The 16,077-nt window shown below is 73.1% G+C and carries 14 protein-coding genes, 1 tRNA gene and 1 pseudogene; 6 read left to right on the top strand and 10 right to left on the bottom strand.

What is annotated here, in order from left to right; all coding sequences use genetic code 11:
- The first annotated feature begins 42 nt into the window (after nucleotides 1-42).
- The 4 genes from ACFYNS_RS24345 to ACFYNS_RS24330 all read left to right on the top strand — a co-directional run bounded on the left by ACFYNS_RS24345 (nucleotide 43) and on the right by ACFYNS_RS24330 (nucleotide 1,525).
- A tRNA-Arg gene (locus ACFYNS_RS24345) sits at nucleotides 43-115 on the top strand.
- A gap of 382 nt (nucleotides 116-497) precedes the next feature.
- A complete protein-coding gene (locus ACFYNS_RS24340) occupies nucleotides 498-827 on the top strand; it encodes a hypothetical protein (RefSeq protein ID WP_360295218.1) in 330 nt (109 codons plus the stop codon).
- Between the two features lie 30 nt (nucleotides 828-857).
- A complete protein-coding gene (locus ACFYNS_RS24335) occupies nucleotides 858-1,205 on the top strand; it encodes a DUF6247 family protein (protein WP_360295215.1) in 348 nt (115 codons plus the stop codon).
- Nucleotides 1,202-1,525, top strand: a complete 324-nt coding sequence (locus tag ACFYNS_RS24330) for a hypothetical protein (RefSeq protein ID WP_388605059.1) — start codon at nucleotides 1,202-1,204, stop codon at nucleotides 1,523-1,525. The genes ACFYNS_RS24335 and ACFYNS_RS24330 overlap by 4 nt, the downstream gene beginning before the upstream one ends.
- Before the next feature lie 161 nt (nucleotides 1,526-1,686).
- Here the strand turns inward: ACFYNS_RS24330 and ACFYNS_RS24325 are convergent.
- The 4 genes and pseudogenes from ACFYNS_RS24325 to ACFYNS_RS24310 all read right to left on the bottom strand — a co-directional run.
- Nucleotides 1,687-1,862: pseudogene (locus tag ACFYNS_RS24325) on the bottom strand (MerR family transcriptional regulator); the annotation flags it as partial.
- 221 nt (nucleotides 1,863-2,083) lie between these two features.
- Nucleotides 2,084-2,485 carry a protein-tyrosine phosphatase family protein gene (locus tag ACFYNS_RS24320; RefSeq protein ID WP_388605057.1) on the bottom strand — a complete coding sequence of 134 codons (402 nt, stop codon included), beginning with the start codon at nucleotides 2,483-2,485 and terminating at the stop codon, nucleotides 2,084-2,086.
- 149 nt (nucleotides 2,486-2,634) lie between these two features.
- The gene (locus tag ACFYNS_RS24315) at nucleotides 2,635-3,270 is read right to left on the bottom strand and encodes a response regulator transcription factor (protein ID WP_276478905.1); all 636 of its coding nucleotides are present in this window, start codon (nucleotides 3,268-3,270) and stop codon (nucleotides 2,635-2,637) included.
- Entirely contained in the window at nucleotides 3,270-4,409 is a 1,140-nt protein-coding gene (locus ACFYNS_RS24310) for a sensor histidine kinase (RefSeq protein ID WP_388605055.1), read from the bottom strand. Before ACFYNS_RS24310 ends, ACFYNS_RS24315 begins: the two co-directional genes overlap by 1 nt.
- Nucleotides 4,410-4,541: 132 nt before the next feature.
- Between ACFYNS_RS24310 and ACFYNS_RS24305 the strand changes: the two genes are divergently transcribed.
- Nucleotides 4,542-5,198, top strand: a complete 657-nt coding sequence (locus ACFYNS_RS24305; protein WP_388580909.1) for a DedA family protein — start codon at nucleotides 4,542-4,544, stop codon at nucleotides 5,196-5,198.
- Nucleotides 5,199-5,303: 105 nt separating this feature from the next.
- The gene (locus ACFYNS_RS24300; RefSeq protein ID WP_388605053.1) at nucleotides 5,304-7,622 is read left to right on the top strand and encodes an MMPL family transporter; all 2,319 of its coding nucleotides are present in this window, start codon (nucleotides 5,304-5,306) and stop codon (nucleotides 7,620-7,622) included.
- A gap of 27 nt (nucleotides 7,623-7,649) precedes the next feature.
- Here ACFYNS_RS24300 and ACFYNS_RS24295 read toward each other — a convergent pair whose 3' ends face one another.
- From ACFYNS_RS24295 to ACFYNS_RS24270, 6 genes are all read right to left on the bottom strand, one after another.
- Nucleotides 7,650-10,247, bottom strand: coding sequence for a DUF4132 domain-containing protein (locus ACFYNS_RS24295; RefSeq protein WP_388605051.1), 2,598 nt, complete (start codon nucleotides 10,245-10,247; stop codon nucleotides 7,650-7,652).
- 5 nt (nucleotides 10,248-10,252) lie between these two features.
- On the bottom strand, nucleotides 10,253-10,672 hold the full coding sequence (locus tag ACFYNS_RS24290) for a hypothetical protein (RefSeq protein ID WP_360295197.1): 420 nt from the start codon (nucleotides 10,670-10,672) through the stop codon (nucleotides 10,253-10,255).
- Nucleotides 10,673-10,770: 98 nt separating this feature from the next.
- A complete protein-coding gene (locus ACFYNS_RS24285) occupies nucleotides 10,771-11,832 on the bottom strand; it encodes an L-tyrosine/L-tryptophan isonitrile synthase family protein (protein ID WP_388605049.1) in 1,062 nt (353 codons plus the stop codon).
- A 176-nt stretch (nucleotides 11,833-12,008) separates the two neighbouring features.
- Nucleotides 12,009-13,283, bottom strand: coding sequence for a cytochrome P450 (locus tag ACFYNS_RS24280; RefSeq protein ID WP_388605047.1), 1,275 nt, complete (start codon nucleotides 13,281-13,283; stop codon nucleotides 12,009-12,011).
- Between the two features lie 219 nt (nucleotides 13,284-13,502).
- Nucleotides 13,503-14,981, bottom strand: a complete 1,479-nt coding sequence (locus ACFYNS_RS24275; RefSeq protein ID WP_360295189.1) for an MFS transporter — start codon at nucleotides 14,979-14,981, stop codon at nucleotides 13,503-13,505.
- A gap of 127 nt (nucleotides 14,982-15,108) precedes the next feature.
- Nucleotides 15,109-16,026, bottom strand: coding sequence for an ABC transporter ATP-binding protein (locus ACFYNS_RS24270; RefSeq protein ID WP_360295186.1), 918 nt, complete (start codon nucleotides 16,024-16,026; stop codon nucleotides 15,109-15,111).
- Nucleotides 16,027-16,077: the final 51 nt, after the last annotated feature.

Raw genomic sequence — 16,077 nt, 5'->3', positions numbered from 1 at the left:
GTCACGGGGGGCGGCGAGCCCGCCCACCCGCGACGGAGGACGGCCCCCGTAGCTCAGTGGATAGAGCAGGCGCCTTCTAAGCGCTTGGCCGCAGGTTCGAGTCCTGCCGGGGGCGCCCATAGCCTCTCACCTGCGAAACGCTGGTGAGTCTCTTCCATGCCCGGAAGCACACCGCTCATGGACCAAGCGCTGGCTGCGCACGGCCGTGGGCTCGGCGTCTGCGCCGGGCAGGGTTGCTTGCAGGTCGAGCGCAGACGTTCGGCGTCCCTGCCGCCTGCGCCACCGTGGCGGGGCCGCGGTGGCGTCATGAGCTCTTGCGTCGAGGCTCGGCCACATGGCCACCCGACGTTCCGACATGCGGCCATGTGGCCGAACGAGGGCACCTCATGCAGACGCCGGAACGCCTACCGAGCCCGCTGCGTAGGGACAGTCTTCACAAGAGTGGATTCTCAGGGGATTGATTGTTGAGCGTGAGGCCATGTGCCATCCTCAGACACGTGAGTGCTGAGGATCTGCGATACGAACGTGATCTGAAGACGTCGGCGCTGACGGCCATCGCCCGCCAGCAGCAAGTGATCCGACGGCTGGAGGAGGACATACGTGGCGAGCGGAGAAAGCTCGCCGAACTCGTATGCGTGGCCACCACCAGGACGCCCGGCAACCCGATCCCCTACGGCCGTGTCGAACACGTCGCATGCCTTCTCGGCGTCAAACGCGACCGTATCGCCAAGATCCGCAACGCGGTCCGCAGCAACCGGGCCGGAAGGACGCCACAACCGTCGCAGCCGACAACCACCGTGCCGTCCTCGCTCCACACTGCCGCCTGACCGGCGAGCCGAAGGGAACCCCCACCGCTCATGTCCACCGCACCCCTCGAAGGCGGGATGACGGTCCCGCCCATGCCCGAGCGGACTCCGAAAGCGCTGCGCGCCGCCATCGCCCAGCATGCGCCGCAACTCCTCGTGGACTTCGACCGCCATTGGCGTCGTGACATCGCCGACGCCTACGACCTTGCCCCCGTCCCCGCCTTCATGGCCCGCTGGTGGGGCGAGTACGCCCTCGCCCGTAACCCCGAACTCGAAGCCATGGTCCACCGCCTGGAAGACGAAGCCACCCAGGAGAGCGACTACGCGCGCGCCAAGGCGATGATCGAGGAAGCCGGGCGCGTCCGCCGGAAAGCCGCGAAGGCGGAACCCGGCGAGTGACAGACGACTTCATGGGGCCACCCTGGCAGGCCGACTGGACCACGGAATCCGAGGACAACAGGAACACCCTCCCCGACCGGGCCCGCGCCCTGGTGGATGCCGCCCGCGCCGAACTCGTGACCGCCGCAGACCCGTATTTCCGGGGCATTGACAGCGACCGGGACCTGCCTCCGGGCATGAGCGTCGAACCCGTCCAGTCGACCCGGCCCAGCGGCGAACACATCCTCTACTTCGATCACGGTCGCGGCTGGCTGAGGTACCACTTCACACCCCGCACCACCGACCCGCAAATCGTGATCGACGAATGCTTCTGGCAGTGACTCTCCCACGGTGGAAGCTTCGAGCCCAGCAGGAGACGTGCGGTCGGCCATGGTCAAGGTGTCAGCAGGGCATAGCCCGTGCTTTCGGGCGACCGCCGGGGCGATGTCCACTGATTCCGGCGGGTCAATTCCCCTGCGGCGGCGTTCTCACGCACGAGGGTTCAGGCCACGAGCAGGCAGAGGCCGAGCTCTGCCGCCTCGAGGGCGACGAGGTCGCGGTTACGCCGGCCCACCGGCCCGAGGAAAGGTCGTCCCGCAGTCTGTTCACCGCCCGTTCCTCGGCCTCCGGCCCGACTCTGAGCCATACCGATACCGCGCGGCGCACATGTTCGTCCAGGACACCTCACAGGTTCCAACCGCTTGGCCGCAGATTCGAGTCCTGCCGGGGGCGCCCGCTCAAGGGCCGGCCGGCGGTCGGCGCCGCAGCGCGCCGGGCCGGCCCCACCGAGGCCCGCCGCGGGAGTCGGTCCGGCTCGCCCGTCTTCCTCCGAGTGGGGAGCCGGCCCCCGGCCCGGCGTCATCCGGCGAGCGGCCTCCGGTGTGGCGGGAAGGGGACGGTCACGGCTCCTGCGGGTCGGGCACCCGGGGCGCCAGGGCACGGCGGATGAACCGTCGTTGCCAGGGCACCTCGACCGCGCGGGCGTGGTACTCCTCCCGTACCCAGGTGACGGCTTCCTCGGGGTTCAGGCCCTCGAAGACGCACATCGCCGACAGGGCCGTTCCGGTCCGTCCGACTCCTCCGCCGCAACACACCTCGACACGTTCACTCGCGGCCCGCCGGTGAGCGAGGCGGAGTGTGCGCAGCGCGGTATCGGGGTCGGTGGGGAGCCAGAAGTCGCGCCAGGGAACCCACAGGGACTCCCAGGACGGCTCAGGCGGCCGCCGGCCGGTGAGGTGCACGGTGAGTGCCGGTGTCGGGCCGGCCGGCAGGTCGTGCCGCAGGCCCCGTCCCCTGATCATTCGTCCCGAGGGGAGCCTCAGCACCCCTGGGGCTCCGGATTCCCACACGTCACTGCTCATGATTCCCCTTGTTTCCCTTCCCCCTGGATCGACGGCCACGGAATGCGGGTCGCCGCGCACCGCGCCCATGGCGGCCGGGGTCGCGGCTGTCACGACCCGAGATAGCGCAGCACTGCCAGGACTCGGCGGCTGTAGGCAGTGGAGCGGTCGAGGTCGAGTTTGTCGAAGATGGCGTTGACGTGTTTCTCGACCGCGCTCTGCGAGACGTACAACTGGGCGGCGATGGCCGCGTTCGTGTGCCCCTGTGCCATGGCGGCCAGGACTTCGCTCTCCCGCGGCGTGAGCCTTTGCAGAGGGTCGGAATGGCTGCTGCGGGCGAGGAGTTGCCGCACCACCTCGGAGTCGAAGGCGGTTCGGCCGGAGCCGACGCGTTCCAGTGCGTCCAGGAACTCGTCGACCTGGACGACCCGGTCCTTGAGCAGGTAGCCCACGCCGGTGGCATCGGTGGTCAACAGCTCGGTCGCGTAGCGGTGCTCGACGTACTGCGACAGGATGAGGACGCCGGTTCCCGGCCGGCGGCGCCGGATCTCCAGGGCGGCCCGCAGCCCTTCGTCGGTGTGGGTGGGGGGCATTCGGACATCGAGGATCACCGTGTCGGGTGGTCCGCTCTCCACCGCGGCCAGCAGTTCGGTCGCGGTGCCGACCGAGGCGGTGATCTCGTGCCCCTCGTCGGCCAAGAGCCGCACCAGCCCCTCGCGCAGCAGTGTCGAGTCCTCCGCGATCATCAGTCGCACGGCAGCTCCGCGGTGATGCGGGTCGGGCCGCCGGCGGGGCTGTGGACGGTGAGGTGCCCGTCGAGGGCGGCCACGCGCCGGGCCAGGCCGAGCAGACCGCCGCCCGAAGGATCGGCGCCGCCGCGGCCGTCGTCCTCCACGCGCACATCCAGCACATCACCCCGCTGCTCGACGTGCACCGACGTGTACGAAGCCCTGGAATGCTTGACCGCGTTGGTGACGCACTCGGCCACCACGAAGTACGCCACCGTCCGTACGGTCCGGGGCAGGCCGTCACCCACGCGCGCGGAGAGCCGCACCGGGATTCCCGCACGCGCGGCGACGGTCTCCAGCGCCTCGGGCAACCCGTCCTCGTCCAGTACCGCGGGGTACACGCGCCAGGCGACCTCCCGGAGTTGTGTCAGCGCCTGCTGGGACTCGGCGTGCGCCTGGAGCACCAGTTCCCGGGCCCTGGCCGGGTCCGTGTCGCGGCGTGCCCGGCCCAGCAGCATGCCGAGCGCCACGAGACGCTGCTGTACACCGTCGTGCAGATCGCGTTCGATCCGTCTCCGTTCGTCGTGCACGGCCTCGACCACCCCGGCGCGGCTGGCGGCCAGTTCACCGATACGGCGTTGCAGGACTTCGTGTTCGCTCCCGCCGGCGAAGCGCCGGGCGAGGTGTGCGTCCAGCGACGCCACCCCGTGCAGGCCCTGGGCGCACAGGAAGAGCAGGAACAGCCCGCCGAGAGCGGACAGCAGCACAGTCGCGGGATACTCGATCTCCGCGAGGACGAACCAGCCCCATGCCAGGAACGAGGCGTAGCCGGCACCGACGGCCGCGGCCAGCAGGACGACGCCGCCCAGCAGCCCGACGCCGCACCGCGCCGCGAGATAGGCGAAGGCGGCGCTCCCGCCGGCGGGCACGGCCGGGTCGGTTCCGTACCAGGCGGCCATCCGTCGGCGCTCCCAGCCGGCCAGCCGTCCGGCTGTGACCGCCACCCCGCGCGGCGGGCCGGTACCGGTGCGCCCGCCCGACACGGCGAGCGACCACAGACCGCCCGCGAGAACGAGGACCAGTTCGGCCACCGCTGACAGCGCACCGCAGAGAACCCCTACGGTCACCCGGAACCACCGGCGTCTCAATGTGCGCATAGCCCTCACGCTAGCCGCACCGAGTGCCCCTGGGGACTGCGGAAAACCACACCCTTCCGCTGTGCGTTTCCCCAGCCGGCCGTGCGGCGGTCCGCATACCGGCCCGCCCCTGCGCTTTCTACCGTCGACGGCGTGATCATCAATGCTGCTTCTCAGCTGCCGGCCGGCGGCGTCGCCGGGTGGGCCGCCGATCTGACGGAATCCCTGGGCGCCGTGGGCGCGGGCGTGGCCATCGCCCTGGAGAACCTCTTCCCGCCGCTGCCGAGCGAAGTCATCCTGCCGCTCGCCGGATTCGCCGCCGCCCGGGGGGATCTCTCGCTGGCCGCGGTGCTGTGGTGGACGACCGCCGGCTCGGTCGCCGGCGCGCTGGCCCTCTACGCGCTCGGAGCCCTTCTCGGCCGGGAGCGCATGGTGGCGTTGGCGGCCCGGATCCCTCTGGTGAAGGTCTCCGACATCCACCGCGCCGAGGCGTGGTTCGCACGGCACGGCACCAAGGCCGTCTTCTTCGGACGGATGATTCCCCTCTTCCGCAGCATGATCTCCGTCCCCGCAGGCATCGAACGGATGCGCCTTCCGCTCTTCCTGGCCCTGACCACGGCCGGCAGCGCCTTGTGGAACGCGCTCTTCGTCCTCGCCGGTTACCTGCTCGGCGAGCGCTGGCACCAGGTGACCGACCTCGCCGGGACCTACTCCACGGCGGTCCTGGCCGCCACCGCGCTCGCCGTTCTCGGCTTCGCCGTTCTCCGCCTGGTGAGGGCCGGAAGCGGCGGACGTCGCGCCGGCGGCTGACGGGTCTCCTGACCGGAATTCCCGTTCACCGAATCCGATCCAGCTCTCTGCCCCCGAGGCCCGACCGGCTTCCCGCGTCGGGCTCGCCCTACCGGAAGGAAAGACGTGCCGAAGAAACCGGCAACGGTGCGGATCGCACGATGGAGCGCCGCACATCCCTGGTCCGCCATCGGCCTGTGGGTCGCGTTCGTCGCCGTGTGCCTCTTCCTGGGGGGAGCGGCCGGCACCAATGCGATCAGCGACGAGGAGTCGGGGGTGGGCGAGTCGGGCCGGGCGGGAAGAATCGTGCACTCCGGGGATTTCCCCGAGAAGCCCGAGGAGAACGTACTGATCACCGCCGAGGACGGCGGAGAGCTGGACCGGACCGCCGGACAGGCGGCGGCAGCGGAGGTGGTACGGAGGATGACGGCGCTCGCCGAAGTGGAGAGCGTCGGTGATCCGGTCCTCTCGCCGAACGGCAAGGCGCTGCTGGTCCCCGTCACTATGAAAGGCGACACGGAGAACGCCGACCGGCGGGTCGGGCCCCTGCTCGAAGCCGGCGCGGCCGTCGAGGACGGTCACGAGGGCCTGCGGGTCGACGAGGTGGGCACCGGCTCCACGGCGAAGGGTCTGTCGGAGACCCTCGGCGAGGACTTCGAGCGGGCCGAACTGATCAGCCTTCCGCTGACGCTGCTGATCCTGCTCGTCGTCTTCGGTGCGATCACCGCGGCGGGCGTGCCCGTGGTGCTGGCACTCTCCTGCGTCGGCGCCGCCATCGGGCTCTCCTCGCTCGCCTCTCACGTATTGCCCGAGACCAGCGCGGTCAGCAACGTCATCCTGCTCATGGGCATGGCCGTGGGCGTGGACTATTCGCTCTTCTACCTCAAGCGGGAGCGCGAGGAACGCCGTGCGGGGAAGTCCCACGTGGACGCGATCGAGATCGCGGCGGAGACCTCCGGGCACACCGTGGTGGTGTCCGGCACCACGGTGATCGTGGCGATGGCGGGGCTCTATCTGGCCGACGAGGCGACCTTCGCGTCGCTGGCCACCGGTTCGATCATCGTCGTCGCCGTGGCCGTGCTTGCCTCGCTGACCGTGCTGCCCGCCCTGCTCGCCAAGCTCGGCCGCTGGGTCGACAAGCCCAAGGTGCCGGTGCTGTGGCGGCTGACCCTGCGGCCCGGCGAGTCGCGGGTGTGGCCCGCGCTGCTGCGCCCGGCGCTGTCCAGGCCGTTGACCACGCTGGTGGTGTCGGTGGGCGCGCTGCTGCTGCTCGCCGCGCCGGCCCTCGGGATGAAGCTGAAGCAGCCGGGCTCCGACGACCTCTCCCGCGACATCCCGGTGGTGCGGGCCATGGACCGGCTGACCGAGGCCTTCCCCAGCAAGGGCACTGTGCACCAGGTCGCCGTCCGGGCACCCGCCGGCCGGGCCGAGGAGGTGAAGGCCGCGTTGGAGGCGTTGCTGGAGCGCACCGCGGACGACGGGCTGTTCGCACACGACTCGACTCCGACGATCGAGGAGTCGGCTGACCGCCGAGTGCACACCGTCGACATCGGCACGCCCCACCGGCCCGAGAGCGACGGCGCCCGCGAGTCCCTGGACGTGCTGCGCGGCTGGGTGCCGCAGGCCGTGAACGACGTGCCCGACGCGGAGAGCGCGGTCGGCGGCAAGGTGGCACAGGGCGTGGACTTCACCGGGCATCTGGAGGCGCGGCTGCCCTGGGTGGTGGGCTTCGTCCTGCTGCTGACCTTCGTCACCATGGTGCTGATCTTCCGTTCGCTCGCTGTGGCGCTCTCCGCGATCCTGCTGAACCTGCTCTCCGCCGCTGCCTCGTTCGGTGTCCTGGTCGCCGTCTTCCAGCACGCCTGGGCGGAGGGCCTGCTCGCCTTCACCAGCTCGGGCGCGGTCGTCTCGTGGTTGCCGCTCTTCCTGTTCGTCGTGCTGTTCGGGCTGTCGATGGACTACCACGTCTTCGTGGTCAGCCGGATCCGCGAAGCCGCGTCCGAGGGCGCCACGGTGCGGGCCGCGATCCGCGCGGGCATCACGCGCTCGGCGGGAGTGGTGACCAGCGCGGCGATCGTCATGGTCGGGGTGTTCGCCATCTTCGGCACGCTGAGCATGGTCGAGTTCAAGCAGTTGGGCGTGGGGCTCGCGGCGGCCATCCTGCTGGACGCCGCGATCATCCGGATCTATGTGCTGCCCGCGCTGATGACGGCGCTCGGCCGGTGGAACTGGTGGCCCGGCGGGATATCCGGCAGCGGCGCGGCGGCGCAGGCCGAATCGACGTGCCTCGTGCCCGACGGCCGGCCGCAGCCCGCACGGCTCGCCTCCCGGCAGTCGCACCGGCAGGGCGCACACCAGCCGGCCGGGCTCGCGCCGCCTGCCGGGCAGGGCGGCCATCCGCAACAGCAGCCGCGGCCCGGCCGGCACCGCCGGGACACCCCGTGAGCCGGCCAACGGTAGCGGCCGGCCACGTCAGGAGCCGGGCCCGGCCGCGGCCGTGAGGGCGTCGAGCTGGGTGAGGATCGAGGGGTCGGTGATCTGCTCGTCCTCGGCGAGAAGGAGCACTTTGCTGAGGATGATGCTCGTCATCCGGTCCTCGTCGGCGAACGGGAGGAAGAGCCGGCGGTGTGCCGTGGTGCCGAACGAGGCGGGCACGACGCACAGGTGGCCGACCGGTTCGACGTGGATGCTGCCGCTGGTCAGATGTACCCGGTAGAGGGCCCGGGTACCGCGGACGACGGCCGTGTGCCCTTCGACTGCGACCCGGTCCAGGCCCAGGTCGGCGACGAGCGCCGCGAGCAGTTGTGCCCGGCCCACAGCCTGTGCCGGGGACGGGTACGCCTCCGGCTCGGTGCCGGCGACCGACACCACCAGGTCCAGGTCCCGCATGGCCTCGGAGAACGCCACCGGCGGTACGTCGGCCAGCGGCACCGGGGTGGTGCCGGCGCCGTCCGCCCCGGCCGGGGCGTCGCGGAAGCCGGGGGCGCGCTGTCCGCCGGTCAGGAAGCGGAGCCCGCCGACGCGGACCTCGCCCATCCCGAAGTAGCCGCTCAACTCGCACTCCAGCGCCGCCACGAGGCCGCCACCGACGGTGCGGGTCGCCTGGTGGTCGTCGTACTCGCCGTGGGTGGACCAGCCCCGGCCGGACAGCAGCTGCCCCGCCACCTTGCCGTCGACCGTCTGGCCGGCGAACCGCCAGGAAACGTCGCCTGCCTCGCGCTCCGCCGGGGTGAGCAGATACAGCTCGCGGAACGCCTGTTTGACCGGCTGGCGGAGCCGGCGCCGTACCAGTTGCTTCTGCCAGTGGCCGAGCAGCCGCCGTTCGTGCAGGTCGACGGGGTGGACGGCGGTGACGGGACCGGTGGTGTCGACCTCGTCCAGCAGGCCGATCGTGCCTGCCCGGTCCCGCCAGAGCAGCGCGGGCAGCATCGCCGCGCCGGCGGGCAGCGAGCGCAGCCGCTCCAGTTCGTCGGGCGCCAGCGTCCCGGCGGTGGCGACCAGCCGCTCCACCAGCCCGGTCCGCATCCGGCGGGCCTGCTCCCGCAACCGGTTCTGGTGCGCGCGCAGTTCCTGGTAGCCGGGGTCGGCGCGGACGGCGGCCGGCACCGACTTCAGTGTCCTGCCCGCCCGGCTGACCGTCAGGGCCGGGTCGGCGCCGTCGAACCGCAGCGCGATCCGGTAGGGGCCGGCTTCCGCCTCGGTGGGGGTCTCGGCGGCGAGCCGCGCCTCGCAGTCCCATTCGAGGCGGTCGGCGTCCGGTGCGCCCGCCACCTGGGCCAGATGGTCGAGTGCGACGGCGATCGCGGCGGCGTGGCTGTGTCTGCGGTTCGGGCCCAGCTTGGCGCCTTTCTTCGCGGAGGCGCGCAGTGCCAGATAGCGGTCGAGCACCGTCTCGTCCGCGGCGAGAGGCAGCATTCCGAACGCGGCGATACCGTGCAGCGAGTGGTGCCTGACACGCTTGAGCACCTGGGCCCGGTTCTCGCCCAGAACCGCGGAGACCAGTTCGTTCGGTTCGTGCTCCAACAGGCGGCGCGCGGTGTCCGGCCCGGCCTCCTCGACCGCGGCGAGGAGAGCGGCCCGGTCCTGGCGGGTGACGCCGTCCGGCATCGCCCGGATCAGACGCAACAGCGGCCCGGCCCCTCCCAGGCCGAACAGCGGGAGCAGCGCGTCGGCGTCCCCTGCGCGCCGCCGCCACCCGAACACCCGGCGCTGCTCCTTTGGCGACCGGTCCCGCAGCAGGTCCAGGAGGGCGGCGCGTTCCTCGCCGGTCAGTTCCGCCGCGCCCAGGTGGCGGGCCACCCGGGGGTCGCCCTGCCAGGCCAGGGCCGCCCGGACGAAGCGCAGTCCGCGCGGGGCCGGCCCCTTGGGCAGCTCGTCCCAGTCGGCCGGTGCCGGTGCGGAGACGAGCCGCCACGTCAGCGCGTCGAGGTGGGTCCGTACCGCGTCCACGAAGGCCGCCGGTGGGTCGGTCGCCTCGCCGGCCGGTGAGCGGCCTCCGGCGAGGGCGAGGGCGAGGTAGCGGTCGTCGGTGACGGCCCGTTCGACCAGGTCCGCGTCCAGGGCCCCGGCCCGGTGCAGGGCGCCGAGGATCCGCACGACGGTCTCCCGCCGCAGGGTGCCGAGCGGGGTGCGGATCAGGACCCGCAGCAGCCGGGTGTCGGTGGCGGCGACGGCCCGCTCCGCCACCTCGTCCAATTGCAACCGGTGCCGTACGTCGCAGCCGAGGAAGGTGGCGAGGAGTGCCTTGCGGTGTGCCGTCGGCCACGGCGCGGCCAGCAGTGCGGTGACGTCGTCCTCGCAGTCGGCGGGGTAAGCGGTGTCGTACAGCACGTCGAGTTCGGCGACGATGTCGGCCAGGTGAGGGGTGAGATTGCCGAGGGCCCGGTCGTCGCCCTGCTCGATCCGGGAGCGGATCTCCTCGGCGAGGTCCCGCAGGCCCGCCAGGTCGTCGGCCCGCGCTGCGGCCCCCGCCCGATCCACCAGCCGCCACAGCGCCTCGCGCTGCTCGCGGACCACGCCGCGGTAGTCCTCCGGTATGCCGGGGTCGCCCTCGGAGGGGGAACGCTCCACTGTGCTCAGCCTCCCGCCAGTGCGACCAGCCGCAGGAAGACCACCGGCTCGCCGGGCCGGGGGGTGATCTCCTCGTCGAGGTCCGCGATCTGCCGTCCGCCGACGAACACCGCGAACGTGCCCCGGACGAAGGCCCGGTGTGCCCGCGACACCTGCTCGGGGACGTCCGGGTCGGCCGGCTGCCGCGGCATCCTGATCACGCCGGTGGCGGCCTGGGTCCGGATGTCGGCCTCGGACAGGTACTGACGGTCGAGGGCGCGCCGACTGCGGGCCGCGTCGGTGCGCAGCTCCCGGATCTGCTCCTCGACCGCCCGCCGGATCAGCTCCCGCGCCGTCGCCCGGTCACCGTCCAGCCGTACCCGTACCGTCGGCGGGCGGTCCCCGGGCGGGCCCGGTATCGCGCTGCGCACCTCGACGTCGATCATGGCCGCCACGGTAGTCCTCCCCTCCGACATCCGCGTGTGCACGGCGGGTCGGCCGCGGCGCGGTGCCGCCGTCACCGGGGCGATCGCTGGACTGGGCTTCACCCCGGGCGCGGGTCGCTCTCCTCGAAGTGGCTCGGTCTGCCCTCGCGGTGTACGAGTCGGCCGAGGCGCTCGGCTCGGGCGCGGGGCAGGAGGGTCCAGGTGCCGTCGGTGCGGCGCAGGGCGGCCGAGTGCCAGGGGGTGGTCCAGGCGTCGGGCGCGTCGAGGAGCCGGATGCCGAACTTGGGCGTGCCGTACGGCTGGGGGTGGATGGACAGCCGTACGGCACGGGGGTGGCATGCGGCGATCAGCTCGCCCCAGGCACGGCTGCGCTGGATGACGCCGTAGGCGCGTCGGCGGCACTCGCGCTGGAGGGCCGAGCGGGTGCCGGTGAATTCGGCGGTGTCCTCGACGAGGAACCGGGTGATGCCCCGGTAGAGCGGGAGGGTGTGGTCCGCGGAGCGCACCTGGGTGCGCAGCTCGTCCAGCGACGGGGCGTAGCGCCGGTGCACATGGGCCCGCTTGGCCTCGTGCGGCATGGCGCCGAGGACGTCGCGCAGGTCGAAGACGGAGAGGTGCCCGAGGGACAGGGCGCCGATCAGGCGGCGGAGTTCGTCCGCGTAGGCGTCTATGTGCGCGTCCGGCACGCGGATGAGATCTCCGAAGACATGGCCGTCGGAGCAGATGATCACGCGGGCACCGGGTGCGTGGATCCGCGCGATGTCCGCGCACAGTGCGTCGAGGAAGCCGAGGGAGAGGCGTTCCCCCTGGTCCGGGAGCGGGCCGAGGACCTTGGCGGGGTTGGGCGACTTGCAGGGGAAGCCCGGAAGGGTGAAGACGACGGGTTCCCGGGCGCGGACGAAGCCGTCGATCCGCCGCAGGTGGTGCGGGAACGCCGCGATGCGGGCGGGCGCGCTGTCGGTCGTGCGGCAGTGGGGCAGGAGCAGTTCGAGGATCTCCGCGCTGGTGCTGGTCGCGCCGGTCTCTTCTAGGCCGGTCGCGGCGGTGCCGGTGGAGCCGTTGCCGGTCGCGCTGACGCCGCGGGCATCGGTGCCGGGCGCGAGAGTGCCGCGGGCATCGGTGCCGGGCGCGAGAGTGCCGGTGCGGGTCGTCGAAGGCATGGTGTGTTCTCCGTGACGGTCGGGGGCGGACGTGCGGGCATGGCCGCATGGCGCCTCGGCGCTGGGGGTGCGCCGGGCGGCGGCGGTATCGGGACGGGTGAGGGGCGATCGGTCCGGGCCGCGGTGCGTCGGGGCTATCCCGTCAGGGCGGGAGGGCACGGGCGGAGGGGGTCGGGTCAGTCCCGGCGGTGGTCGTAGCTGACGGGCAGGCTGAGGGTGCCGCGGCCCAGGACGGCCGGGGTCCAGTCGAGTTCCGTGTCGTCGACGGCCAGGCGCAGGCCGGGGAGCCTCGCCAACAGGGTGCCCAGGGCGATCTGGAGTTCGGTGCGCGCGAGTGCCGCGCCGGGGCAGTAGTGGATGCCGTGTCCGAAGGCGAGGTGGGGGTTGGGGGTGCGTTCGAGGTCGAGGGTGTCCGGATCGGGGAAGCGGCGCGGGTCGCGGTTGGCGGCGCAGAGCGAGACGATCACCGAGTCCCCGGCCGGGACCTCGGTGCCGTGCAGGTCGCTGTCCTGGTCGAGGAAGCGCCAGGTGGTCAGCTCGAAGGCGCTGTCGTAGCGCAGCAGTTCCTCCACGGCCCGGGGCAGCAGCGCGGGGTCGTCGCGCAGCCGCGCGAGCGCGTCCGGATGCCGGAAGAGGCTGATCAGTGCGGTGGTGATCTGGTTGGTGACCGGTTCCTGGCCGGCCACCAGGAGCTGGAAGATCATCGAGTTCAGTTCCTCCGGCGACAGCTCCTCGCGGTCGCCGGCCGCGACGAGACGGCTGAGCAGGTCGTCCTCCCCGTGCGCGCGCTTGTGGGCGGCGATCTCGGCGATGTAGCACTGCAGCCCGTGCAGCCGGGCCTCGTACTGCGGGCGCCCGGGGTCGGTCGGTCCGACGGGCTGGACGACCTTGCCCCAGTCCCGGTCGAAGCGGGCGGCCAGTTCCGGCGGGAGCCCGATGGTCTCGGCGAGCACCTGGAAGGGGAAGTGGGCCGCGAATCCGGCCACGAGGTCGGCCGGTCCGGTTGCCGGGAGCCGGTCGACGAGCGTGTCGGCCAGCTCCTGGAAGCGGGGCCGGAGCTGTGCGGTGCGCCGCGGGGTGAAGGCGTCCGTGACGAAGCGTCGCATCCGGGTGTGCTCGGGCGGGTCCTGGTGCAGCAGATGCACTTGGAGCTGGGAGTGCTGGGGCTCGGGCATGATCGAGGCTCTGGCCCGCCAGCGGTTGTTGCCCCGGTCGTGGTTCTTGCCGAGGCGGTCGTCGTCGAGTGCCGAGTGCGCGGCCTGATAGCCGGTGACGAGCCAGGCCCGGACGCCGCTGGGGAAGAGGACGCGATGCACCGGGCCCGCCTCGCGCATCCGGGCGTAGAGGGGGTAGGGATCGGCCTTGTAGGGGCAGCCCAGCAGCGGGACGGGGTCCGGCAGCGGCTCGCGGGAGCCGTCGTCCGCGGGGGCCGGCGGGTCGGGGAAGGACATGGGTGCTGCTCCTCGGAGGGCGAGGTCGGGCTGGGGGAATCGGGGGCGGGCTGGGATCGGGTGCGCTCCGGCCGGAGTCGGCGGCCCTTGCCGGAGCAGGTCGGGTACGGGGTGCGTGGCGGGCGGCTTCACCTCGGGGACGGGAAGTGCGCAGCAGGCGCCGGGGCCCGGGACGCGGTTGTGCCCGCGGATGCCCCGGCCGGTGGGGAGGAGGACGGTTCAGCGGCGCGCGGCCGGCTCCGCCTCACGAGCCGCGCCGTCCGGCGCCGGCACCGGCGCCGGATCGGTGGGCGCGCGGGCGCCGCGGCCGAGCAGTGGCACGGCGAGGCAGGCGGCGCAGCCCGCGAGCACGATCCCGGCCCGGACACCCGAGCCCGCTCCGGCGAGCCCCCAGGTGGCGGTGGCCAGGGCGGGACCGAGGGTGAAGCCGAGCATCCGCGAGAGCTGGACGGTCGATCCGACCGTGGCCGCGCGGTCCGGCGGCGCGGCTCCCATGGCCAGGGCCTGGGTGGGCCCGCCGTTCAGGCCCATACCGGCGCCCGCCAGTACGAGCCGCCACGCGATGTCGGCCGGCGACCAGCCGTCGTCCAGCGGGACGAGCAGCAGCAGACCGCAGGCGGTGAGGGCGGCTCCGGCGACGGCCACGGCACGGGCCCGGAACCGGTCGGCGAGGCGCCCGCCGAGGGGTCCGGCCAGTGCCATGCCGAGCGGGAAGGCGAGCACCGTCAGTCCGGTCGTGGTGGCGCTCGCTCCGGTGTCCCGCTGCAGGTGCAGGGCCAGGACGTAGCGCGCGGCGGCGAAGCCGAGCGCCAGCGTCAGGACCGCTCCGAGCGTGTGCGCCATCGGCGCCGTACGCAGCAGCTGAAGCACGGGGCGGCCGCCCGGTCCGCGCAGCCACCGGTACAGCGGGGGCGCGGCGGCGAGGGTGAGCACGAGCCAAGCGGAGCTGTCCGAGGCGAGGGTCAGGGCCAGGAGCAGGATCGTCACTCCTACCGCGACGAGCGCCGCGTCACCGAGCGAGCGCCGGTCCGGGGCCCGCAGCCGGCCGGCCCGGGGCAGCACACTCTCCCAGGCCGGCGGCCGTCCGTGCAGCAGCGACGGCCCGCGCACCACCAGCAGCACGAGCAGACAGAACGGGATCTTGACCAGGAAGATCCACCGCCAGCCCCACTGGTCGAGCAGCAGCCCGCCGACCGCCGGACCGGTCACGGCGCCGAGGGGGCCCAGGGTCGCGGGCACGCTCATCGCCCGGCCGCGCAGCGCGGGCCGCACCGACCGCAGCGCCAGCACCGGCATCAGCACGAACAGCACCGCGGCGCAGCCGCCCTGGGCGAACCGGGCGGCGATCAGCCAGCCCGCCGAGGGCGCGGCGGCGGCCAGTGCGCTGCACACTGCGAACCCCGCGGTCGCGGCGGGCAGCGCCGTCCGGATGCCCTCCTGGTCGAGCCAGCGGCCGGCCGGGAGCAGGAGCGCGACGACCGGAAGCTGGTAGCCGAGGACCGCCCACTGTGCTGTGCGGTCGGACACCTCCAGTGCTGCGGAGATGTCCGCGAGGGCCACGTTCACGATGTTCATGTCGAGCATCGCCACGAACGACAGCACGCCCGCCACCGCCACCAGCAGCCAGTGGTCCCGGTCGCCGGGCCGGTGCGCGGCCTTGCCGCCGGTCCGCTCCGAGCGCGCTGCACGGTCCGTCACCCGAGCCCTCCCCGTTCACGGGCCGCCCGGGTCGGCGGCCTCGTTCCAGAAGTCGGCGGACGGGGCGGATGAGTTCCGGGGCGGCCCGCAGGCGCCGGAGCGTGCCTCGGCGGGCAGAGGGCCCGCGTCACGACCGGCGCCGCACGGGCGTGCGCGGGGCGGCGCGCACGGCCGACCGCCCGCCCTGGGCATCGTCCGGCGGGCCCGGCAGCTCCGCCTCTCCCGGCAGGTCGGCCTGCTCCGACCGGTCCGAACCGTCCCGCTGCGCCCCCGCGAGGGGGCGCCGGTGGTCGAAGGCGATCAGCGGGTCCCCGGTCAGCGGGTGCTCCACGACCGCAGCGCGCACCCCGAACACCTCTGCCAGCAGTGCCGGGGTGAGGACCGTGCGGGGCGGGCCGGAGGCCACCACCCGACCGTCGTGCAGGACGTGCAGCCGGTCGCAGACGGCGGCGGCTGCGTTGAGGTCGTGCAGGGAGATCAGTGTGCTGCGGCGCCGCTCGCGCAGCAGGCCGAGGAGTTCGACCTGGTGCCGGACGTCGAGGTGGTTCGTCGGCTCGTCCAGCACCAGGACGTCCGGCTGCTGGGCGAAGGCGCGGGCCAGCAGCACACGTTGCCGCTCGCCGCCGGACAGCTCGGAGAACCGCCGCTCCGCCTGGTCGGTCATCTCCACGTCGGCGAGGGCGCGGGAGACCAGCTCCCGGTCGGCGGCGTCCTCCCCTGCGAAGGCGCGTTTGTAGGGCGTGCGGCCCATGGCGACGACCTCGCGCACGGTCAGTTCGAAATCGCCGCCCCGCTCCTGCGGCAGCGCCGCGACGTGCCGCGCGGAGCGGGCGGCGCTCAGCGCGCGCACGTCGGTGCCGTCGAGCAGCACCCGCCCGGCGACCGGCTTCAGATGCCGGTAGACGGTGCGCAACAGGGTGGACTTGCCGCTGCCGTTCGGGCCGACCAGGCCGGTGATCTCGCCGGACGCGGCCAGCAGGCAGGCCCCGGCGACGACCGTGTGCCCCTGGTAGGCGACGCTCAGGTCCTCGATGTCGATCTTCATCCGTCGCTCCCCCGTTCCGTCGTCGAGCGCTCCCCCGGTTCGCCGGGCACG

The sequence above is a fragment of the Streptomyces sp. NPDC006925 genome (assembly GCF_042869575.1).
GTDB lineage: Bacteria > Actinomycetota > Actinomycetes > Streptomycetales > Streptomycetaceae > Streptomyces.
The sequence above is the reverse complement of the archived record's forward strand: the minus strand, read 5'-3'. Positions and strand labels throughout refer to the sequence as shown.